The sequence below is a fragment of the Klebsiella sp. M5al genome, assembly GCF_002090195.1.
In the GTDB taxonomy this organism is placed as follows: Bacteria; Pseudomonadota; Gammaproteobacteria; order Enterobacterales; family Enterobacteriaceae; genus Klebsiella; species Klebsiella grimontii.
In genome coordinates this window covers 1,041,488-1,062,572 of the sequence record NZ_CP020657.1, presented here as the reverse complement: position 1 = coordinate 1,062,572, position 21,085 = coordinate 1,041,488, and the positions used below count along the sequence as shown (strand labels likewise).

Genomic DNA, 21,085 nt, shown 5'->3' with positions numbered 1-21,085 from the left:
AGAAAAATATGCAACGACAGCGCGGATTCACCTTACTGGAAATCATGGTGGTGATTGTTATCCTCGGCGTGCTCGCCAGCCTCGTGGTGCCCAACCTGATGGGCAACAAGGAAAAGGCCGACCGGCAAAAAGTGGTCAGCGATCTTGTGGCGCTCGAGGGCGCGCTGGACATGTACAAACTGGACAACAGCCGCTATCCCACCACCGAGCAGGGGCTGCAGGCGCTGGTCAGCGCGCCATCCGCCGAGCCGCACGCGCGCAACTATCCCGAAGGCGGCTATATCCGCCGTCTGCCGCAGGACCCCTGGGGCAGCGATTACCAACTGCTGAGCCCCGGCCAGCATGGTCAGGTGGATATTTTCAGCCTCGGGCCGGACGGCGTGCCGGAGAGCAATGACGATATCGGCAACTGGACGATCGGGAAGAAATAGTGCGACAGCGCGGCTTTACGTTGCTGGAGATGATGCTCATTTTGCTGCTGATGGGGGTCAGCGCGGGCATGGTGCTGCTGGCTTTCCCCGCCTCGCGCGACGATAGCGCGGCGCAGACGCTGGCGCGCTTTGAAGCGCAGCTGCGCTTTGTCCAGCAGCGCGGGCTGCAAACCGGCCAGTTCTTTGGCGTCTCGGTGCACCCAGACCGCTGGCAGTTTCTGGTTCTGGAGGCCCGCGATGGCGCCGATCCGGCCCCCGCCGACGATGGCTGGAGCGGCTATCGCTGGCTGCCGCTGCGCGCCGGACGCGTCGCCACTTCGGGCAGCATCGCCGGGGGCAAGCTGAACCTCGCTTTTGCGCAGGGCGAAGCCTGGACGCCGGGCGACAATCCCGATGTGCTGATCTTTCCCGGCGGCGAGATGACGCCGTTCCGGCTGACCCTCGGCGAGGCGCCGGGTATCGCGTTTAACGCCCGCGGCGAAAGCCTGCCCGAACCGCAGGAGGCGCAATGAAAAAGCAGTCCGGTATGACGCTGATTGAAGTCATGGTCGCCCTGGTGGTCTTCGCTCTCGCCGGGCTGGCGGTGATGCAGGCGACGCTCCAGCAAACCCGCCAGCTGGGACGCATGGAGGAGAAAACCCTCGCTAGCTGGCTGGCGGACAATCAGCTGGTACAGCTCCGGCTGGAAAACCGCTGGCCCGCGCTGAGCTGGTCGGAAACCACGCTGCAGGCGGCAGGCGTCAGCTGGCACATTCGCTGGCAGGGGGTGGAGACCGATCTGCCTCAGTTGCGGGCGCTGGACGTCGAGGTTCGCCACGCCAAAAGCGATAAGACGCCCGTCTCTTCGCTGCGCACCTACGTGACATCGCCATGATCCGGCGCTCAAGCGGCTTTACCCTCGTCGAAATGCTGCTGGCGCTGGCCATTCTCGCCGCGCTCAGCGTCGCCGCGGTCACGGTGCTGCAAAACGTGATGCGCGCCGATACGCTCACCCGCGATAAGAGCGGGCGCATGCAGGCGTTACAGCAAACGTTCAGCCAGATGGCGGCGGACTTTAGCCAAATCATTCCCCGCCGCAGCCGCGACAGCGCAAGCCTGTTTTTTGCCGGGCGCTTTCAGCTCGGCAGCGATGACGGGGCCATCGCCTTTAGCCGCAACGGCTGGCCCAATCCTTTGGGGCTCCTGCCGCGTTCGGAAATTCAGAACGTCAGCTACCGCCTGCGCGGCAGCCAGCTGGAACGTCTGAACTACGACCAGCAGGACCCGCTGCCCGGTAGCCAGCCAACGGTGACTATTGTGCTGCGCGACGTGCGGGCGTTTGGCCTGCGTTTTTACGCCAGCGGCCGCTGGCAGGACGAATGGCAGCAGGCGCAGACGCTGCCGCAGGGGCTGGAAGTCACCCTGACGCTGGAGCCGTACGGCGAGATCCGCCGGCTGTTTCTGCTTACGCCGGGAGACAGCCGATGAACCACCGCCAGCGCGGCATCGCCCTGCTCATGGTGCTGCTGATCCTCGCCCTGATGATGGTGCTGGCGAGCGCCATGACCGAGCGCAGCGCCCGGATGTACCAGCAGACCGCCACCACCCTCGATAACCTGCAGGCCAAATGGTACGCGCTGGGGGCGGAAACCCTGGCGGCGGCGCTGCTGCAACGCGACGCGCTCGACTCGCCGAACCAGACCCACCTGGCGCAGAACTGGGCCCAGCAGGGGCGCCGCTTCACGGTCAATGACGGCGAGATCTACGCCACGATTACCGACGCTCAGGCCTGCTTCAACCTCAACGCCATTAACCAGCGCGGCGACGACGAAAGCGCCGCAGTACCTTACCCCGCACAGATCTTTACCCGCCTGCTGGAAAACCTCGGCAGCGAGCCGCTGCGCGCCTTACAGCTCACTGCCGCCCTGCGCGACTGGGTCGATGACGATCGCCAGCCGCTGCTGAACGGCGCGGAAGACGAGGTCTATATGGCGCAATCCCCCGGCTATCTGACCGGCAATCAGCCGCTGCAGGACGTCAGCGAGCTGCGTCTGCTGGCCGGGATGGACGCCGCGCTCTATCAGCGCCTGCTGCCCTACGTCTGCGCCCTGGCGGACGAGACGCTGCAGGTGAACGTCAATACCCTGCAGCCCGATCGGGCCGCGCTGCTGGCGGCGCTGTTCCCCGCTGAACTCACCCTCGTCGAAGCCCGGCAGCTGCTGCAGGCCCGCGCGGCCACCGGCTGGAGCAGCGTCGCCGCCTTCCTGTCGCAGCCGGCATTACAAAAAACCGATACCGCCGCCGCGCGCCCGTGGCTGGCGGTTCACAGCGAGCGTTTTATCGCCACCTTCAGCGTAGTGATGGGCAACGCCCGCTATCAGCAACGCAGCCTCCTGCAAAAGCAGGGGCGTACCTTCGGCGTCGTCCAGCGGCGCTACGGAATCTACTGGGTAGCCGATGAATAACCACCATACCTCTTCCGCCGCCGTGCTGATTATTCGCCTCAATCCCGATGCCGCGACGGCGATATGGCGGCTGGCCGCGCCGGGCGACACGGCGCAGACTGGCGAGTGGCATCCTGACGCTGGCGATCCGACGCTCAGCCTGCTGGCGCAGCGCCATCCGGCCTGGGTACTGGTGCCCGCCAGCGATTGCGCATTTCATCGCGTCGCTCTGCCCGCCGGGGCGCGCAGAAGACCGCAGCAGGCGCTGGCGTTTTTACTCGAAGAACAGCTGGCGACGGAAGTTGAGGAGAGCCACTTTGCCTTGCTCCACCAGCACAAAACCGACTGCGCCGTGGCGGTGGTCGGGCGGGGAAAGATGCGCGCCTGGCAGGCCTGGTGCGACAGCCTCGGGCTGAGCGTACTGGCTCTGACGCCGGATGTCCTGGCGCTGCCGCACAGTCCCACCGGCTGGAGCGCCGTACGCTGCGGCGAGCAGTGGCTGTTTCGCTGTGATACGTGGGGCGGAATGGCGGTGGAAACCGTATGGCTCGACCAGCTGCTGACCCACTGGCAAGACCTCGCGCCCATCGCCTGCTACTCGCCGCCGCCGGATATCGCCGCGCCGTGGCAGCCTCTCCCGGCGCAGGATCTGCTGCAGCTGGCGGCGGCCAATCCTGATGCGCGCAGAATCTGCTTACGCCAGGGCGATTTTGCCGCAAAACGCCGCCGGCAGCCGACGCCACGACGCTGGCGCCCGGTAATCGTCGCGGCGCTGGCGCTACTGCTGCTGTGGAGCAGTAATTGCCTCCACGATCATCTCATGCTGGGACAGCAGGCCGACGCCGCCGTGCAGGCCAGCCGTGATTTTTACCGCCAGTGGTTCCAAACGGAAAAGAACGTCGTCAACCCGCGCCTGCAAATGCAGCAGCATCTGCGGCAGATGAAAAACGCGGGCGCCCGGCCGGCGCTTATCTCGCGGCTCGGCGCGCTGCAGCAAATCATCGACGACACGCCGGGCATCCGCCTGCGGACGTTGAGCTTTGACGCCGCGCGCAACGCGCTGCAGCTGGAGATATCCGCCGTTTCCTCGCAGGCCCTGGAGCAGTTCAGCCAGCGGGCGCGGGCGAGGTTTCGCGTGCAGACCGGCGAGATGAAGCCGCGCGCCGACGGTATTGAAGGGCGCCTGACGCTGGAGGGGAACGATGCATAACCTGCTCGCCTTATGGCAACAGCGTACGCGCCGCGAACGGTGTCTGCTGCTGGGTATGGCCGTGGTACTGCTCATCGGCCTGGTCTATTACACGTTATGGCAGCCGTGGCAAAACCGCGAGGCGCAGTGGCGGCAAACGCTGGCCAGGGAGCAGGCCAGCCTGCAGTGGATGCGCCAGCAGACGCCCCTTATCCGTCAGCTTCGCAATCAGAAGCCGCCCACCGCGCCGGAAGAACCCTCGACGGTGATTATGCGCGAAGCCGCCCGTCACGGTCTCACCATCGTTCGCCTGCAGCCGCAGGGCTCCCGCCTGAGCCTTACCGTGCAGCCCGCCGATTTCCAGGCGTTGATGGCATGGCTGGACGCGCTGGGGCAGGCGGGGATGACCACCGCCACCCTGGCGGTGACCGCCGTAGCGCAGCAGCCCGGCTGGGTGACCGTCAATACGCTGGTGCTGGAGCGCAGCGATGAAAAATAGACTCACTATCGGCCTGCTGCTGGCGGCGATCTATCTCTTCTGGCTGCTGCTCAGCGCGCCGGCGAGACTGCTGGCCCTGACGCTATCGGACGACGCGCGGCTCGCGCAAACGTCGGGCACTCTGTGGCAAGGAGAGGCTCATCAGGCCAGCTGGCGCGGCGTTGAATTAGCCTATTTACGCTGGGAGTTTGGCTTCTCGACCTGGCTTCCCGGCTGGCATATCCGTTTTAACGATCCCTCCGGCCTGCGCGGCCAGGCCTGGCTGCACGGCCTGAACGAGTTTGTGGTGCGCGAGGGACGGCTCGTGATTCCGGCCCGTTTAATCAGCCAGCGGCTGGCGCTGGGTATGCCGCTGGAAGCCCGCGGCCAGCTGGCGCTGACGCTGCCGGAGGCCAGCTTTAACGCCAACGGCTGCCGGCGGATAGCCGCGAGCGCCGTGCAGTGGCAAGATGCGGCGCTCAGCTCCCCCGCCGGGTTGCTCGAACTGGCCCAGGTCAACGGCAAATTAAGCTGTACCCCGGCGGGTGCGCTGGCTGTCGCCCTGACCCAGGACTCCCATCAGCTTAGCCTCACCGGACAGGGCGTTCTGACGCCCGACGGGCGCTATACGTTTAACGGTACGCTGCAACCTCGTCAGGCGGCCCCGGCGCTGCTGACGCTGCTGGTCGCGCAAAACGGCCGTAAAGATGAGCAGGGACGCATACCGTGGCGGTGGCAAGGAGAGTGGCTATCCGAGGAGAAAAAATAATGGTCGAAAACATCGCGTTATTACCCGAGTTCGCCGCGCAATACCCGTTTCTCTGGGGCAGCTTTTTATTCCTGTCCGGACTGGCGTTCGGCAGCTTTTTTAACGTCGTTATCCACCGTCTGCCGCTGATGATGGAGCAGGCAGAGGGAATCAATCTCTGTTTTCCCGCGTCGTTCTGTCCGCAGTGCCGTGAGCCCATCGCCTGGCGGGACAATATTCCGCTACTGGGCTTCCTGTTTCTTAAGGGGCGTTCGCGCTGCTGCGGGCAGCCGATCTCGCCTCGCTATCCTCTGATGGAGCTGGCGACCGGCGCGCTGTTTGTGCTGGCGGGATACCTAATGGCGCCGGGCGTGCCGCTGCTGGGCGGGTTGATTTTATTGTCGCTGCTGCTGATCCTCGCCGCCATCGACGCGCAAACGCAGCTGCTGCCGGACGGGCTGACGCTACCGCTGATGTGGGCCGGGCTGTTGTTCAATCTTAGCGCGACTTACGTGCCGCTGGCGGAGGCGGTCGTGGGCGCGATGGCCGGGTATTTATCGCTGTGGTCGGTGTACTGGGTATTCCGTCTGCTGAGCGGTAAAGAGGCGCTGGGCTACGGCGATTTCAAACTGCTGGCGGCGCTCGGCGCGTGGCTCGGCTGGCAGGCGCTGCCGCAGACGCTGCTGCTGGCTTCCGCCAGCGGCCTGGTCTGGACGCTGCTGCAGCGCCTGATAACCCGGCAGTCGCTCCAGCAGCCTTTGGCCTTCGGGCCCTGGCTGGCGCTGGCGGGCGGCGGCATCTTTTTGTGGAGCCAAATTTACCCCCCCATCTTCCCGGTGGCGCTGCGCTGACCGGGCTACGGGTTCCCCGCCGTCTGCGGGCCGGTAGCCCGGACAGGTGCGCCAGCACCGCCTCCGGGAAGCCGTACCCACCGAGGCTTCGCATACTCCCCCCCGGTGGCGGCTGACGCCTTACCGGGGCTACGGGTTCCCCGCCGTCTGCGGACCGGTAGCCCGGACAGGTGCGCCAGCACCGCCTCCGGGAAGCCGTACCCACCGAGGCTTCGCATACTCCCCCCCGGTGGCGGCTGACGCCTTACCGGGGCTACGGGTTCCCCGCCGTCTGCGGACCGGTAGCCCGGCCAGGTGCGCCAGCACCGCCTCCGGGAAGCCGTTCCTACCGAGGCTTCGCATACTCCCCCCCGGTGGCGGCTGACGCCTTACCGGGGCTACGGGTTCCCCGCCGTCTGCGGACCGGTAGCCCGGACAGGTGCGCCAGCACCGCCTCCGGGAAAATAACCGGTTACGAATATTTTTTGGTGCGCCGGGTCGGGGCGGTATTGGCCGGATCGTCCGGCCAGACGTGCTTCGGATAGCGCCCTTTCATCTCTTTTTGCACCTCGCGGTAGCTCCCCTGCCAGAATGCGCCTAAATCGCGGGTGATCTGCAGCGGGCGCTGCGCCGGCGACAGTAGCTCCAGCACCAGCGGCACCCGCCCCTGGGCGATAGTCGGGGTCGTCGCCTCGCCAAACATCTCCTGCATCCGCACCGCCAGCGCCGGAGGGTTATCATCGTGATAACGAATCGCGATGCGGCTACCGGTCGGCACCGTATAGTGCGTGGGTAGCTCGCTGTCCAGCTTCTGGCGCAGCGGCCACGGCAGCCAGTTTTGCAGCGCCTGACGCACATCCAGCGCCTTCAGCGCGCGCAGAGAATGGACGCCCGTCATCTGCGGTAACAGCCACTGCTCAAGCGATGCCAGCAGCGATGCCTCATCAACGGCTGGCCACGCCTCCTCCGGCAGCCACTGCGCCGCGCAGTGCAGGCGCAAACGCAGCTGCTCCGCCTCCGGCGTCCAGTTGAGCACGCTCAGCCCCTTTTCGCGGATGCCGTTGAGCATCGCCTGATGCAGCTCCTCTTCCGACGGCTTCGCCAGCGGTTGAGTTTTAATCACCAGCCGTCCGATACAGGTACGCCGCCAGGCCTTCAGCGTGCCTAACGCCTCATCCCACTCGACGATATCGGAGCGCTGGACCAGCGCCGGACACCGCTCAATCAGCGCGTTAATCTCTACCGGCAGCGCCAGCAGGATCCGCGCATCCGGCGATGAACTTCCCTGCAGCAGCAGCGGCGCGATCAGCCACTCGTGGCGGCCCAGCGCATCGTCGGCGTCGAGCATCGCCCCCATTCCGTTGGCCAGCTGATAGCGCCCCTCCTGGCCGCGACGATGGGCGATACGGTCGGCAAAAGCGGAGGCCAGCAGCGCCGCGATTCTGTCGGCGTCAGGCTGACCGCCGCGCACCGCCAGCCGTTTTATCAACTGCTGCGCCCGCTGCTGCCAGTTGCCCTGCTGACGGGCAAACGCCGCGCTAAGATCGCTATTGCCGCCGCGCGGCGGCTCTTCCAGGATCGCCGCCAGCTTAGCCGCCGTGGCGGCGCCATCGGCATCCTCCGCCGCGGTCAGCATCGCCGCCAGACGCGGATCGTTGCCCAACGCCGCCATTTTGCGCCCGTGCGACGACAGCCGCTCGCCTTCCAGCGCAGAAAGGTCGGTGAGCAGACGCCGGGCCGCCGCCAGATTAACCGCAGGCGGCAGATCCAGCCAGCTAAGCTGCGCCGGGTCCTGGCATCCCCACTGCAACAACTCCAGCAACAGTGAAGACAGGTCGCTTTGCAGGATTTCCGGATCGCCCTGCGCCGCCGCGCGCTCGGCCTGCTCTTTAGCAAGCAGATGCAGACAGATCCCCGGTTCCAGACGCCCGGCGCGTCCGGCGCGCTGGGTCATTGAGGCCTGGCTGATGCGCTGCGTGACCAGGCGGGTAAGCCCGGTGCGGGCGTCAAAGCGGGCGACGCGCTCCTGGGCGCTATCTACCACCAGACGAATCCCCTCAATGGTCAGACTGGTTTCGGCGATATTGGTCGCCAGCACCACCTTGCGCATCCCGACGGGCGCAGGCAGTATCGCCTTGCGCTGCTCACTCAGCGGCAGCGCGCCGTACAGCGGGCACAGCACAACATCGCTCGCCACCCGCTCCGCCAGCCGCTCCTGTACCCGTTGGATCTCGCCGACGCCGGGCAGAAACAGCAGCATTGAACCGTTTTCGCTACGCAGCAGTTCCGCGGCGGCAATCGCCACCGCCTCGTCAAAACGCTGATGGGTCGCCAGCGGCTGAAAACGCCGCTCAACCGGAAACGCGCGCCCTTCGGAAACGATAACCGGCGCCTCCGGCAGCAGACGCTGCAGGCGCTCATTATCGAGCGTCGCCGACATAATCAGCAGCTTGAGATCGTCGCGTAGCCCCTGCTGGACGTCGAGCAGCAGCGCCAGCGCCAGATCCGCCTGCAGGCTGCGCTCGTGGAACTCATCGAGGATCGCCAGCCCCACGCCGCTCAGCTCCGGATCGCGCTGGATCATCCGCGTCAAAATACCTTCCGTCACCACTTCGAGGCGCGTGTTCGGCCCGACGCAGGTCTCGGCGCGCATGCGGTAGCCCACGGTCTCGCCGGGCTTCTCCCCCAGCAGTTCCGCCAGCCGCTGCGCCACGTTACGCGCCGCCAGCCGCCGCGGCTCCAGCAGGATAATGCGCCCGTTAATTTTACCCTGCGCGAGGATTTGCAACGGCAGCCAGGTGGATTTCCCGGCGCCGGTTGGCGCATTAAGCAGAACCTGCGGCGCATGCCGCAGAGCAGAAAGAAGTTCAGGGAGGACGGCGGCAACCGGCAATGAGGACACGAAGCGCTCCGGAGGTTAACATTTGCGGGCAAGCATTGTAGCATCCCGGTAATTCATTACCGAGTCTCTATCATGTCCGAGCCGAAAAGGCTGTTTTTCGCCCTTGAACTTCCCGCAGAAGTTCAGCGGCAGATCGTTCACTGGCGCGCCGCCAGCTTTCCCGAAGATGCTGGTCGACCGGTGACGGCGGCAAACCTCCATCTGACGCTGGCGTTTCTTGGCGAAGTGAGCGCGGATAAGCAGCGGGCGCTGTCAGCGATGGCCGAACGAATTCGCCAGCCGGGCTTTACCCTGATCCTTGACGATGCCGGGCAGTGGCTGCGTTCGCGAGTGGTGTGGCTGGGCACTCGTCAGCCGCCGCGCGGAGTTCTGCAATTAGCGAATATGCTGCGCGCCCAGGCCGCCCGCAGCGGCTGCTATCAGAGCCCGCAGCCGTTTCATCCGCATATCACCCTGCTGCGCGACGCGCGCCACGCGGTGGCTATTCCGCCGCCCGGATTTCGCTGGGCGTTTGCGGTCAACGAATTTGTACTCTACGAATCCAGCTTTAGCCGCGGCCGCACCCGCTACAAGGCGCTGGAACGTTACCCTTTCGACAAGGAAAGCTGATGCTGTTTACTCCCCCGCTACGGTCCGCCACCCTCATTAAACGTTACAAACGGTTTCTCGCCGATGTGATCACCCCCGACGGTCGCGAGCTGACCCTGCACTGTCCCAACACCGGCGCCATGACCGGCTGCGCCGCGCCGGGCGATACCGTCTGGTATTCCACTTCAGATAATCCTAAACGCAAATATGCCCACACGTGGGAAATAACCGAAACCGTAGAAGGTGCGACAATTTGTGTTAATACTCTACGTGCTAACACGTTGGCGAAAGAGGCGATTCTGGCGGGAAATATTCCCGAGCTTTTGGGCTATAACACGCTGAAAAGCGAAGTGAAGTATGGTGATGAAAACAGCCGCATTGATATTCTGTTACAAGCAGATGACCAACAAAACTGCTATATTGAAGTGAAATCGGTTACGTTGGCGGAAAAGGAATACGGTTACTTCCCCGATGCGGTTACCGAACGCGGCCAGAAGCACCTGCGGGAGCTGATGAGCGTGGCGGCAGCGGGCGATCGGGCGGTGATTTTGTTCGCCGTGCTGCACTCGGCGATCGACCGTTTCTCACCCGCGCATCATATTGATGCCAGATACGCACAGCTATTGATTGAGGCGCAAAACAAGGGGGTGGAAATTCTCGCGTACAAGGCGGAACTTTCTACCGAGATGATGACTCTGAATAAGCCGATTACCGTGGTGTTAACCCCCGGTAAATAAACGGCTAAATAGTATTCGGGTCGCGAGCGCAAATACGCTTTTCCTCACAGGGTTGTCAAGTGTAACGTTTAGATAATTGCTATCCGGAAAAGCATCTGCTATTTATAGCGGCCTGATTTTTCCCCCAACACGGGGATCGATAGTGCGTGTTAAGGAGAAGCAACATGCAAGAAGGGCAAAACCGTAAAACATCGTCCCTGAGTATTCTCTCCATCGCTGGGGTGGAGCCGTACCAAGTGAAGCCGGGCGAAGAGTATATGAACGAAGCCCAGCTGGCGCACTTCAAGCGCATTCTTGAAGCGTGGCGTAATCAACTTAGGGATGAAGTGGATCGCACCGTAACGCATATGCAGGATGAAGCTGCTAACTTCCCGGACCCGGTAGACCGTGCCGCTCAGGAAGAAGAGTTCAGCCTGGAGCTGCGTAACCGCGACCGCGAACGTAAATTGATCAAAAAGATCGAGAAAACGCTGAAAAAAGTCGAAGACGAAGATTTCGGCTTCTGTGAATCCTGTGGCGTCGAGATTGGTATCCGTCGTCTGGAAGCGCGTCCGACCGCTGACCTGTGCATTGATTGCAAAACGCTGGCGGAAATTCGCGAAAAACAGATGGCAGGCTAATTCACTTCGCTGGCACATCTCTGGCGGGAGCTTTCTCCCGCCCTGATGCTTTAGTCATATCATGAAAGATTCACACTACATCGGGCGCTTTGCTCCCTCACCTTCCGGCGAACTCCACTTCGGTTCATTGATTGCCGCGCTTGGCAGCTATCTGCAGGCTCGGGCTCAGAACGGTATCTGGCGCGTGCGCATTGAAGATATCGATCCGCCGCGGGAAGTTCCCGGCGCCGCGGACACCATTCTTCGTCAATTAGAACGCTACGGCCTGCACTGGGACGGAGAGGTACTCTGGCAGTCAAAACGCCACGAAGCCTATCGCGAGCACCTCGCCTGGCTGCGCGAGCAGGACCTCTGCTATTACTGCACCTGCACCCGCGCGCGCATCCACGGCATTGGCGGTATTTACGACGGCCACTGCCGCGATTTACGCCTCGGCGCGGAAAACGCCGCTCTGCGTCTGCGGCAAACGCGTCCGGTCCTCGAATTTTATGACCGACTGCGCGGCACGATCGTCGCCGATGAGCCGCTGGCGCGGGAAGATTTCATTATCCACCGCCGCGATGGGCTGTTCGCCTATAATCTGGCGGTGGTAGTGGACGATCATTTTCAGGGCGTCAGCGAAATCGTCCGCGGCGCCGATCTTATCGAGCCGACGGTGCGGCAAATATCGCTTTATCAGCATTTTGGCTGGCAGGCGCCGGACTATATCCATTTGCCGCTGGCCCTCAACGCGCAGGGCAATAAACTGTCGAAGCAAAACCACGCTCCGGCGCTGTCTGAAGGCGATCCGCGCCCGGAAATTGTGCGGGCGTTAACGTTTCTTAATCAGGATGTCATTCAGGAATGGCAGACGCTCAGTATTGAGGATTTACTCGAGTACGCGATAGCGAACTGGCGGCCGGAGCAAATCCAGCATTCTCAAATGCGTTCCGCTGAGCTATGATTAGCCGCTATTTTTTTGTCCTGAAGTCCGTCTGACACTACGAGGTGTACCATTTTTACCCGAGTCGCTAATTTTTGCCGTAAGGTGCTAAGCCGTGAAGAGCGCGAGGCAGAAGCCGCCGTCGAACAATTACATATGACGGTTATTCCGCGCGAGCAGCATGCAATTTCCCGCAAAGATATCAGTGAAAATGCCCTCAAGGTCATGTACAGACTTAACAAGGCGGGCTATGAATCGTGGCTGGTCGGCGGCGGCGTACGCGATCTGCTGCTGGGCAAAAAACCTAAAGATTTTGACGTTACCACTAATGCGACCCCGGAACAGGTCCGTAAGCTGTTCCGCAACTGCCGCCTGGTAGGCCGCCGCTTCCGCCTGGCGCACGTGATGTTCGGGCCGGAAATTATCGAAGTCGCCACCTTCCGCGGCCATCATGAAGGCCACACCACCGATCGCATCACCTCCCAGCGCGGCCAGAACGGTATGCTGCTGCGCGACAACATCTTCGGTTCGATTGAAGAAGATGCCCAGCGCCGCGACTTTACCATCAACAGCCTCTACTACAGCGTGGCGGATTTCACCGTCCGCGACTACGTCGGCGGCATGAAAGATCTGCAGGATGGCGTCGTCCGTCTGATCGGCGATCCGGAAACCCGCTATCGCGAAGATCCGGTGCGCATGCTGCGCGCGGTGCGTTTTGCAGCGAAGCTCAGTATGAGCATCAGCGAAGAGACCGCCGAGCCGATCCCGCGCCTGGCGACGCTGCTGCACGATGTGCCGCCGGCGCGTCTATTTGAAGAAGTCCTGAAGCTGCTGCAGGCCGGCGACGGTTATGAAACCTACATCCTGCTGCGCGAATATAATCTGTTCCAGCCGCTGTTCCCGACCATTACCCGCTACTTTACCGAGCGCGGCGATAGTCCAATGGAGCGCATCATCAGCCAGGTGCTGAAGAATACCGATACCCGCATTCGCAACGATATGCGCGTTAATCCGGCGTTCCTGTTCGCGGTGATGTTCTGGTATCCGCTGCTGGAAACCGCGCAGAAAATCGCGCAGGAGAGCGGACTGGCCTACTACGATGCCTTCGCGTTGGCGATGAACGACGTGCTGGACGAGGCCTGCCGCACGCTGGCCATCCCGAAACGTATTACTACCCTGGTGCGCGATATCTGGCAGCTTCAGCTGCGGATGTCCCGCCGTCAAGGTAAACGCGCGTGGAAGCTGATGGAGCATCCAAAATTCCGCGCCGCCTACGATCTGCTGGAGCTGCGCGCCGGCGCCGAAAACAGCAGCGAGCTGCAGCGTCTGACCAAATGGTGGGGCGAGTTCCAGGTCGCCGCGCCGCCGGATCAGAAAGATATGCTGGATGATTTAGGGGACGATCCGGCCCCGCGCCGCCGCCACCGTCGTCCGCGCAAACGCGCGCCGCGCCGCGAAGGTAGCGCATGACGCTCGTCTATATCGCGATTGGCAGCAATCTGGCCTCTCCGCTGGAGCAGGTCAACGCTGCCGTTAACGCGCTGGCGGACATACCCGATAGCCGGGTAATAAGCGTTTCCTCTTTCTACCGCACGCCGCCCCTGGGGCCGCAGGATCAGCCTGACTACCTCAACGTCGCCGTCGCGCTGGAAACCGCGCTGACCGCAGAAGCGCTGCTCAACCACACCCAGCGTATTGAACTGCAGCAGGGCCGCACGCGTAAAGCCGAACGCTGGGGACCGCGCACGCTGGACCTCGACATCATGCTGTTTGGCGATGACGTGATTAGCAGCCCGCGCCTGACCGTACCGCACTACGATATGAAAAACCGCGGTTTTATGCTGTGGCCGCTGTTTGAAATCGCCCCCGAGCTGCGTTTCCCCGACGGTACGGCATTACGGGCTGTTCTGGCAAATCTCGGCGCAGAAAAACCCGCCCTCTGGTAATAACCCTTCTTTTTTAGCAATTACGGCGATCGTGGTAATCGGTTGCCTAAAACCATTGCCCCCCTGAATGCTGCTGTTAGAATGCCGGTTAAAATGACTTTCATCATCAGGAAACGTTATGAAACCGACCACTATCGCCCTGCTGCAGAAATGTAAACAGGAGAAGAAACGCTTCGCCACTATCACCGCCTACGACTACAGCTTTGCAAAGCTGTTCGCCGATGAGGGTATAAACGTGATGCTGGTCGGCGATTCGCTGGGCATGACGGTGCAGGGCCACGATTCCACCCTGCCGGTGACCGTTGAAGACATCGCCTATCACACGCGCGCGGTACGCCGCGGCGCGCCGAACTGTCTGCTGCTCGCCGACCTGCCGTTTATGGCTTACGCCACACCGGAACAAACCTTCGAGAACGCCGCTATCGTCATGCGCGCGGGAGCCAACATGGTCAAAATCGAGGGCGGCGCCTGGCTGGCGGATACCGTGAAAATGCTTGCCGAGCGTGCGGTACCGGTGTGCGGACACCTCGGTCTGACCCCGCAGTCGGTGAATGTCTTTGGCGGGTATAAAATTCAGGGCCGCGGCGATGCCGGGCAAGTTCTGCTTGATGATGCGCTGGCGCTGGAAGCGGCGGGCGCGCAGCTGCTGGTGCTGGAGTGCGTACCGGTTGAACTGGCGAAACGCGTCACCGAGGCGTTAACCATCCCGGTGATTGGTATCGGCGCGGGCAACGTCACTGACGGACAAATCCTCGTGATGCATGACGCTTTTGGTATTACCGGCGGTCATATTCCAAAATTCGCCAAAAATTTCCTTAGCACAGCGGGCGACATGCGCGCCGCGGTACGGCAATATGTTGCCGAAGTGGAGTCCGGCGTGTATCCGGGCGAAGAACACAGTTTCCATTAAGGAGTGTTGTTGTGCTGATTATTGAAACCCTGCCGCTGCTGCGCCAGCATATCCGCCGTTTACGCCAGGAGGGCAAGCGCATTGCGCTGGTTCCCACCATGGGCAACCTGCACGATGGCCATATGAAGCTGGTTGATACCGCTAAAGCCAGCGCGGATGTCGTGGTGGCAAGTATCTTCGTCAACCCAATGCAGTTTGACCGCGCCGAGGATCTGGCGCGCTATCCGCGTACCCTGCAGGACGATTGCGAAAAGCTGAACAAACGGAAGGTCGATTTGGTCTTCGCGCCTGCCGCGGCGGAAATCTACCCGCAGGGTACCGAAAGCCAGACTTACGTCGATGTCCCGGGGCTGTCGACGATGCTTGAGGGCGCCAGCCGTCCAGGCCACTTCCGCGGCGTTTCCACTATCGTCAGTAAGCTGTTCAACCTGATCCAGCCGGACGTCGCCTGCTTCGGCGAAAAAGACTTCCAGCAGCTGGCGCTGATCCGCAAAATGGTCGCGGATATGGGCTACGACATCGAGATTATTGGCGTACCGATTATGCGCGCGAAAGACGGGCTGGCGCTGAGTTCGCGCAACGGCTATCTCAGCGCAGAGCAGCGCAAAATCGCGCCGGGGCTGTATAAGGTGATGAATCGCGCGGCGGAGAAACTGGCGGCCGGCGAGCGCAACCTTGACGAAATTATCGCGATTGCCGGGCAGGAGCTGAACGAAAAAGGCTTCCGCGCCGATGATATCCAGATCCGCGACGCCGATACGCTGCTCGATTTGACCGAAAACAGCCAGCGCGCGGTGATCCTGATGGCGGCGTGGCTCGGCGAAGCACGTTTGATCGACAACCAGATAGTGGCGCTCGCTCGGTAGACACGGGTTAAAAATCGGGCAATACTGCCAGGAATTTCCTCAAGGCGGACGTCACGCCCGCTTTGTTATCGTTAAGCTTTAAAGGTAGACGTTATGATTCGTAATATGCTGCAGGGCAAACTCCACCGCGTTAAAGTCACGCAGGCCGACCTGCACTATGAAGGCTCCTGCGCTATTGATCAGGATTTCCTGGATGCGTCCGGCATCCTGGAAAACGAGGCTATTCATATCTGGAACGTGACCAACGGTAATCGTTTCTCCACCTACGCCATCGCCGCGGAGCGCGGTTCGCGAATTATCTCCGTTAACGGCGCCGCGGCGCACTGTGCGAGCGTCGGTGATATTCTGATTATCGCCAGCTTCGTTATGATGCCTGACGAAGAAGCCCGCGCCTGGCAGCCGAAAGTGGCCTATTTTGAAGGCGAGAACGAAATGAAGCGCCAGGCAAAAGCTATTCCGGTACAGGTTGCCTGATCTACCCCTGCGGCTGGTTGCTTATCAGCCGCGACATGGTTTCCAGCGAATCCGTTCTTAATACATACAGCCTTTTCAATAAGAACGGATTATCCCCCGGTTTCACCTTTCCTCTTACCGTCGTCACCGCCAGATGAAAACCAGCGTCATTCGCCGCCTGAACCGCCGTGGCGTTATAGCCGCCAAACGGGTAAGAGAGATACTGTACGTGCGGATTAAACTGCGCCAGCGCCCGCCGCGAATGCTCAAAATCAAACAGAATATTGTGATAGCTGCGGCTGAGCAGAATTGGATGACGATCGGTATCAACCCGATGGAGAAAATGGGTATGCGACTGCACGTCAAAAACGTCCTGAATCTGTTTTAGCTCGGAAATACTCATAAACTGCAGCGATTTCGGCGCCCATTTCTGCGGATGGCGCTTAATGCGCGACGAGATAATAAAAGCCGTGGCGTGAAAGCCATACTGCTTGAGGATCGGGTACGCGTAGCGGTTGACCGACTTCAGCCCATCGTCAAAGGTGATCACCACCGAGCGCGCCGGTAGGTTCACTTTATTACGCAGATAGCCCTCAAGCTGATACATACTCAGCGTGGTATAGCCCTGGTCGCGTAGCCAGGTCATCTGGTTGCTGAAGGCGCGAACGGAAGTCGTTGTTGAGGTATGGCGAAAGCGGGTGTTTTCTTCGTCACGAAGAATATGGTGGTAGGTAAGGATGGGGATGCCGTTATCTTCCTGGGCATCAAGGCTGCTCACCCACGCCAGCCGGTTGCCGATGCGAATCTGAAACCAGGTTTGATTCAGCCGATCTTTAAGCTTGCTGATAATCGGGTAACGCAAATTACTCGCCAGGGTGCCAAAGGGCGCGCTGCCAACGGCGGGGGCATCATATACCGGCGTATCTTTCCAGGTCATGAGGTTTTGGTTGCTCAGGGATTTATGCAGATCGCCCAGGCTGTCCTCAACCCGCTGCTTCCCCTGTACCGGCTCCAGGTGGCCTTTATCAATAAAGCCGGTCGCAAAGCCAAAATTAAACTCATAGTAATCCGCCGCCGTCGGCACTACCGCCAGAATCTGTCCTGCCCGCACGTTGCCGACGCTCACTACCTGATTGCCCACCTGTGCCCAGATATCGGCATCTTCGGTCGTCTGCATATAACGTGCCGGGACACCCTGCTGGCTTAACAAACTGGCTGAGGCGCCGAGCGTCGTGAACAGGAGAAGTAAAGCAAGAATTCGGGCAAACATGCGCATCGAACCAGTAGACAAGAACTGCCGTCATTGTAACAAAAGCATCATCAATACCAATGCTTAATTCCCGTACGGCTCATGCAGTAGTCGAAAAGGCGGATTTTTTTGCTGCTGATGCCAGAGGCTGCTCACCGCAGGACCTCCGGCGCTGACAATCGCGTGGCGGAAGGCTTCACTACTGAGGGACGGACGTAGCAGATACATACTTTCCAGTAATGGGTAGCTGATACCAGAAATCACTTCGCAGTGGGTGTGCTTGTGGCTCATCAGCGCAGCGACGCGATAAGGCGCCGCGCCGGTTTTATCAGTCAGAAAAATGACCCCTTTCCCGCCGTCAGTTTCGTGCAGCGCGTCGCACATCATGCGGCTCAGCATATTGCTGCTGAGATTACGCCAGTAGTTAACCGCCCGACACTGCGTCAGCGGCCCAAACTTTTTCTCCAGACGATCCAGCATCTCCTGCGCCAGTTCGTCATGACAGGTAATCACCCAACCTAACATCGCCTACCTCCTTAGCAGGCAAACAATTTAGCAAGGGAAGCGATAAATATCGGTGATGACAATCAAAATTGTTTGCTGGCGCTTCGCTTAACTGCGCAGCGAAGCGCCATGAACGGCTAAATTAGCTGCGCAGCCCGCGCCCGCGCTGGATCAGATACCAACACAAAATATAAAACGCGACGATAAACACCACCAGCACGCCGAAGGTTGTGGCGAGCGGAACATCGTTAATGCCGAGGAAGCCGTAGCGGAAGCCGCTGATCATGTAGACAATCGGGTTCAGATGCGACAGGCCTTGCCAGAACGGCGGCAGCAGGGTCAGCGAATAAAAAACCCCGCCGAGGTAGGTCAGCGGCGTCAGCACGAAGGTCGGAATGAGGCTGATATCATCAAAGGTTTTGGCAAACACCGCGTTCAGCAGACCAGCCAGCGAAAATAACACGGCGGTCAGCACCAGAGTCAGGGCGACAAATACCCATGAGTGAACCTGGAACGGAACGAAAAACAGCGAAATCGCCGTCACCAGAATCCCGACGCACAGACCGCGGGCAACGCCGCCGCCCACATAGCCGGCGATCACCACATGGGTGGGGACCGGCGCGACCAGCAGTTCTTCAATATTGCGCTGAAATTTCGCGCTGAAGAATGATGAAGCGACATTGGCGTAGGCGTTGGTGATCACCGCCATCATAATCAGGCCCGGCACGATAAACTGCATATAGGTAAAACCATGCATTTCACCGATGCGCGAGCCGATCAGATTGCCAAAAATGACAAAGTAAAGGGTCATCGTAATGACCGGCGGCACCAGCGTCTGGATCCAAATACGCATAAAGCGATGGATCTCTTTGGTCCAGATGCTTTTCAGCGCGACCCAATAAAGCTGCATCATGCTGATTCTCCTTTCCGATCGTGTACCAGCGTGACAAACAGCTCTTCCAGACGGTTAGCTTTGTTACGCATACTTAATACCTGTATTCCCTGCGCGCTCAATTGCGTAAATACGCTATTAATCCCCTGCTCGCGCAGCACCTCAACCTCCAGCGTCGACGTATCAACCAGACGATACTGATAGCCTTCCAGTACCGGTAATGGGCTTTTGGGAGCCAGATCGAGAATAAAGGTTTCTGATTTCAGCTTGGAAAGCAGCGCCTTCATCGAGGTGTTTTCCACCAGCTCGCCGTTCTGAATAATACCGATATTGCGACACAGCATTTCGGCCTCTTCCAGATAGTGGGTCGTCAGAATGATCGTGGTGCCTTTATCATTCAGATCTTTCAGGAATCCCCACATCGAACGACGCAGCTCAATATCCACTCCCGCCGTTGGCTCATCGAGAATCAGCAGCTTCGGTTCATGCATCAACGCGCGGGCAATCATCAGGCGGCGCTTCATGCCCCCGGAGAGCATCCGCGCGCGTTCGTTGCGCTTTTCCCAAAGATCGAGCTGTTTGAGGTACTTTTCGCTACGGGCGATGGCTTCTTTGCGCTCAACGCCGTAGTAGCCCGCCTGGTGAATCACAATCTGCTGCACGGTTTCAAAGGGGTTAAAGTTGAACTCCTGCGGCACCAGGCCGAGCTGGCGCTTGGCGTTCACCACATCCTTTTGCAGGTCATAGCCAAACACGTTGACCTCGCCGGAGGTTTTGTTCACCAGCGAACTGATAATGCCGATAGTGGTGGATTTTCCCGCGCCGTTCGGCCCCAGGAGCGCGTAAAAATCGCCCGCTTCTACCTGAAGATCGATTCCGCGCAGCGCCTGAACCCCGCCGGGGTAGGTTTTTTTGAGCTGTTTTAGTTCCAGAGCAATGGTCATTAAATGTCTCTTCTCGTGTCGTGACACGCGATGGGTTGTTTTAAAAAATGTGAGGTTAACCTATATTAGCGCAACGCACTTACTTGGTTACAGGCCCGTAAACATCCATGAACGATATAGATACACTCATCAGCAACAATGCACTATGGTCAAAAATGCTGGTGGAGGAAGACCCCGGTTTCTTTGAGAAACTGGCACAGGCGCAGAAGCCGCGCTTTCTGTGGATTGGATGTTCCGATAGCCGCGTCCCCGCTGAACGTTTGACCGGCCTGGAACCCGGCGAGCTGTTTGTACACCGTAACGTCGCCAACCTGGTGATTCATACCGACCTGAACTGCCTTTCCGTGGTGCAGTACGCGGTCGATGTACTGGAAGTCGAACACATCATCATCTGCGGCCACTACGGCTGCGGCGGCGTGCAGGCGGCGATTGAAAATACCGAGCTAGGCCTTATCGACAACTGGCTGCTGCATATTCGCGATATCTGGTTTAAGCACAGCTCGCTGCTGGGGGAAATGCCCGAAGAGCGCCGCCTTGATACGCTGTGTGAATTGAATGTGATGGAGCAGGTTTACAACCTTGGCCATTCAACGATTATGCAGTCGGCGTGGAAGCGTGGACAGAAAGTGACAATTCACGGCTGGGCCTACGGCATTCACGACGGCATGTTACGCGATCTTGACGTGACCGCCGTCAGCCGCGAAACGCTGGAACAGCGCTATCGCCATGGAATTTCCAACCTTAAAAGCAAGCACGTCAATCACAAGTAATTCACGCGCCCCTCTTAATATCCCGGATAAGCCGGGATAGATAATCCGCGTTACTCGTCCAGCAGCGTCACTTTGCCGATATACGGCAGGTGGCGGTAGCGCTGAGCATAGTCGATGCCGTAACCCACCACGAACTCGTCCGGGATCGCAAAACCGACAAACTCAACCGGCACCTTCACTTCGCGGCGGCTTGGCTTATCGAGCAGCGTACAAATCGCCAGCGATTTCGGTTCACGCAGGCTGAGGATTTCGCGCACTTTTGACAGCGTGTTGCCAGAGTCGATGATGTCTTCCACGATCAGCACATCTTTACCGCGGATATCCTCATCCAGGTCTTTGAGGATTTTGACGTCACGGGTGGTGGACATGCCGCTACCGTAGCTGGAGGCGGTCATAAAATCGACTTCATGCGGTACCTGAACTTCACGGCACAGGTCGGCCATAAACATAAATGAGCCACGCAACAGCCCCACCAGCACCATTTCGCTGCCGCTATCTTTGTAGTGCTCGTTGATTTGGCGACCGAGCTCAGCAATACGGGCTTTGATCTCGGTTTCCGGGATCATCACTTCTACAGTATGTTTCATAAAACTAACCATTTGATTCTTAATGTAAATCATCAACTCCGCTGCGATTGCACCGACGTTGACCGGCAAGCCACGCAGTATACCAGCAAAAAGAAA

Annotated in this window: 25 protein-coding genes; 19 read left to right on the top strand and 6 right to left on the bottom strand. The window is 60.0% G+C overall.

What is annotated here, in order from left to right:
• Window positions 1–8 precede the first annotated feature (8 nt).
• The 9 genes from gspG to BWI76_RS05035 are packed head-to-tail and all read left to right on the top strand — an operon-like array spanning window position 9 to window position 6,120.
• Window positions 9–431: a type II secretion system major pseudopilin GspG gene (gspG, locus tag BWI76_RS05075; protein WP_004098709.1), complete on the top strand. Its 423-nt coding sequence runs from the start codon at window positions 9–11 to the stop codon at window positions 429–431.
• Window positions 431–943 carry a type II secretion system minor pseudopilin GspH gene (gene gspH / locus BWI76_RS05070; protein WP_004872083.1) on the top strand — a complete coding sequence of 171 codons (513 nt, stop codon included), beginning with the start codon at window positions 431–433 and terminating at the stop codon, window positions 941–943. Before gspG ends, gspH begins: the two co-directional genes overlap by 1 nt.
• A complete protein-coding gene (gene gspI, locus BWI76_RS05065) occupies window positions 940–1,305 on the top strand; it encodes a type II secretion system minor pseudopilin GspI (RefSeq protein ID WP_024360343.1) in 366 nt (121 codons plus the stop codon). The genes gspH and gspI overlap by 4 nt, the downstream gene beginning before the upstream one ends.
• Window positions 1,302–1,898 carry a type II secretion system minor pseudopilin GspJ gene (gspJ, locus tag BWI76_RS05060; protein WP_024360342.1) on the top strand — a complete coding sequence of 199 codons (597 nt, stop codon included), beginning with the start codon at window positions 1,302–1,304 and terminating at the stop codon, window positions 1,896–1,898. Before gspI ends, gspJ begins: the two co-directional genes overlap by 4 nt.
• Entirely contained in the window at window positions 1,895–2,875 is a 981-nt protein-coding gene (gene gspK, locus BWI76_RS05055; protein WP_004872086.1) for a type II secretion system minor pseudopilin GspK, read from the top strand. The genes gspJ and gspK overlap by 4 nt, the downstream gene beginning before the upstream one ends.
• Window positions 2,868–4,064 (top strand): type II secretion system protein GspL, encoded by a 1,197-nt coding sequence (gene gspL, locus BWI76_RS05050; protein WP_049088226.1) that lies wholly within the window; start codon window positions 2,868–2,870, stop codon window positions 4,062–4,064. Before gspK ends, gspL begins: the two co-directional genes overlap by 8 nt.
• Entirely contained in the window at window positions 4,057–4,542 is a 486-nt protein-coding gene (gene gspM / locus BWI76_RS05045; protein ID WP_049085777.1) for a type II secretion system protein GspM, read from the top strand. The genes gspL and gspM overlap by 8 nt, the downstream gene beginning before the upstream one ends.
• The gene (locus BWI76_RS05040; RefSeq protein WP_004872089.1) at window positions 4,532–5,290 is read left to right on the top strand and encodes a type II secretion system protein N; all 759 of its coding nucleotides are present in this window, start codon (window positions 4,532–4,534) and stop codon (window positions 5,288–5,290) included. Before gspM ends, BWI76_RS05040 begins: the two co-directional genes overlap by 11 nt.
• On the top strand, window positions 5,290–6,120 hold the full coding sequence (locus BWI76_RS05035; protein ID WP_049088225.1) for a prepilin peptidase: 831 nt from the start codon (window positions 5,290–5,292) through the stop codon (window positions 6,118–6,120). Before BWI76_RS05040 ends, BWI76_RS05035 begins: the two co-directional genes overlap by 1 nt.
• A 451-nt stretch (window positions 6,121–6,571) precedes the next feature.
• Here the strand turns inward: BWI76_RS05035 and hrpB are convergent, their stop codons facing one another.
• Window positions 6,572–9,001: an ATP-dependent helicase HrpB gene (gene hrpB / locus BWI76_RS05030; protein ID WP_049085605.1), complete on the bottom strand. Its 2,430-nt coding sequence runs from the start codon at window positions 8,999–9,001 to the stop codon at window positions 6,572–6,574.
• Window positions 9,002–9,073: 72 nt separating this feature from the next.
• Here hrpB and thpR point away from each other — a divergent pair, with 72 nt between their 5' ends.
• From thpR to panD, 9 genes are all read left to right on the top strand, one after another.
• Entirely contained in the window at window positions 9,074–9,610 is a 537-nt protein-coding gene (thpR, locus tag BWI76_RS05025) for an RNA 2',3'-cyclic phosphodiesterase (RefSeq protein WP_004872093.1), read from the top strand.
• Entirely contained in the window at window positions 9,610–10,326 is a 717-nt protein-coding gene (gene sfsA / locus BWI76_RS05020; RefSeq protein ID WP_024360334.1) for a DNA/RNA nuclease SfsA, read from the top strand. Before thpR ends, sfsA begins: the two co-directional genes overlap by 1 nt.
• Window positions 10,327–10,490: 164 nt before the next feature.
• Window positions 10,491–10,946, top strand: a complete 456-nt coding sequence (dksA, locus tag BWI76_RS05015) for an RNA polymerase-binding protein DksA (RefSeq protein WP_004098689.1) — start codon at window positions 10,491–10,493, stop codon at window positions 10,944–10,946.
• A gap of 61 nt (window positions 10,947–11,007) precedes the next feature.
• Window positions 11,008–11,889, top strand: a complete 882-nt coding sequence (gene gluQRS, locus BWI76_RS05010; protein ID WP_024360333.1) for a tRNA glutamyl-Q(34) synthetase GluQRS — start codon at window positions 11,008–11,010, stop codon at window positions 11,887–11,889.
• Between the two features lie 51 nt (window positions 11,890–11,940).
• The gene (pcnB, locus tag BWI76_RS05005) at window positions 11,941–13,338 is read left to right on the top strand and encodes a polynucleotide adenylyltransferase PcnB (RefSeq protein WP_071830632.1); all 1,398 of its coding nucleotides are present in this window, start codon (window positions 11,941–11,943) and stop codon (window positions 13,336–13,338) included.
• Entirely contained in the window at window positions 13,335–13,814 is a 480-nt protein-coding gene (gene folK, locus BWI76_RS05000; RefSeq protein ID WP_004872100.1) for a 2-amino-4-hydroxy-6-hydroxymethyldihydropteridine diphosphokinase, read from the top strand. Before pcnB ends, folK begins: the two co-directional genes overlap by 4 nt.
• 118 nt (window positions 13,815–13,932) lie before the next feature.
• Window positions 13,933–14,724, top strand: a complete 792-nt coding sequence (gene panB, locus BWI76_RS04995; RefSeq protein WP_004098680.1) for a 3-methyl-2-oxobutanoate hydroxymethyltransferase — start codon at window positions 13,933–13,935, stop codon at window positions 14,722–14,724.
• A gap of 11 nt (window positions 14,725–14,735) precedes the next feature.
• Window positions 14,736–15,590, top strand: coding sequence for a pantoate--beta-alanine ligase (panC, locus tag BWI76_RS04990; RefSeq protein WP_004872105.1), 855 nt, complete (start codon window positions 14,736–14,738; stop codon window positions 15,588–15,590).
• Between the two features lie 93 nt (window positions 15,591–15,683).
• Window positions 15,684–16,064 (top strand): aspartate 1-decarboxylase, encoded by a 381-nt coding sequence (panD, locus tag BWI76_RS04985; protein ID WP_004129045.1) that lies wholly within the window; start codon window positions 15,684–15,686, stop codon window positions 16,062–16,064.
• 1 nt (window position 16,065) lies between these two features.
• On the opposite strand, the gene BWI76_RS04980 is transcribed toward panD, so the two are convergent.
• From BWI76_RS04980 to BWI76_RS04965, 4 genes are all read right to left on the bottom strand, one after another.
• Window positions 16,066–17,319 (bottom strand): polysaccharide deacetylase family protein, encoded by a 1,254-nt coding sequence (locus tag BWI76_RS04980; protein ID WP_049085606.1) that lies wholly within the window; start codon window positions 17,317–17,319, stop codon window positions 16,066–16,068.
• A gap of 57 nt (window positions 17,320–17,376) precedes the next feature.
• The gene (locus tag BWI76_RS04975; protein WP_004872110.1) at window positions 17,377–17,817 is read right to left on the bottom strand and encodes a PTS sugar transporter subunit IIA; all 441 of its coding nucleotides are present in this window, start codon (window positions 17,815–17,817) and stop codon (window positions 17,377–17,379) included.
• Between the two features lie 121 nt (window positions 17,818–17,938).
• Window positions 17,939–18,709, bottom strand: a complete 771-nt coding sequence (locus tag BWI76_RS04970) for an ABC transporter permease (RefSeq protein WP_004129040.1) — start codon at window positions 18,707–18,709, stop codon at window positions 17,939–17,941.
• On the bottom strand, window positions 18,706–19,632 hold the full coding sequence (locus BWI76_RS04965; RefSeq protein WP_004872112.1) for an ABC transporter ATP-binding protein: 927 nt from the start codon (window positions 19,630–19,632) through the stop codon (window positions 18,706–18,708). Before BWI76_RS04965 ends, BWI76_RS04970 begins: the two co-directional genes overlap by 4 nt.
• Before the next feature lie 107 nt (window positions 19,633–19,739).
• Between BWI76_RS04965 and can the strand changes: the two genes are divergently transcribed.
• The gene (can, locus tag BWI76_RS04960) at window positions 19,740–20,402 is read left to right on the top strand and encodes a carbonate dehydratase (protein WP_004129036.1); all 663 of its coding nucleotides are present in this window, start codon (window positions 19,740–19,742) and stop codon (window positions 20,400–20,402) included.
• Between the two features lie 50 nt (window positions 20,403–20,452).
• Here can and hpt read toward each other — a convergent pair whose 3' ends face one another.
• Complete coding sequence (gene hpt, locus BWI76_RS04955) at window positions 20,453–20,989, bottom strand: hypoxanthine phosphoribosyltransferase (protein ID WP_014227950.1); 537 nt, start codon at window positions 20,987–20,989, stop codon at window positions 20,453–20,455.
• Window positions 20,990–21,085: the final 96 nt, after the last annotated feature.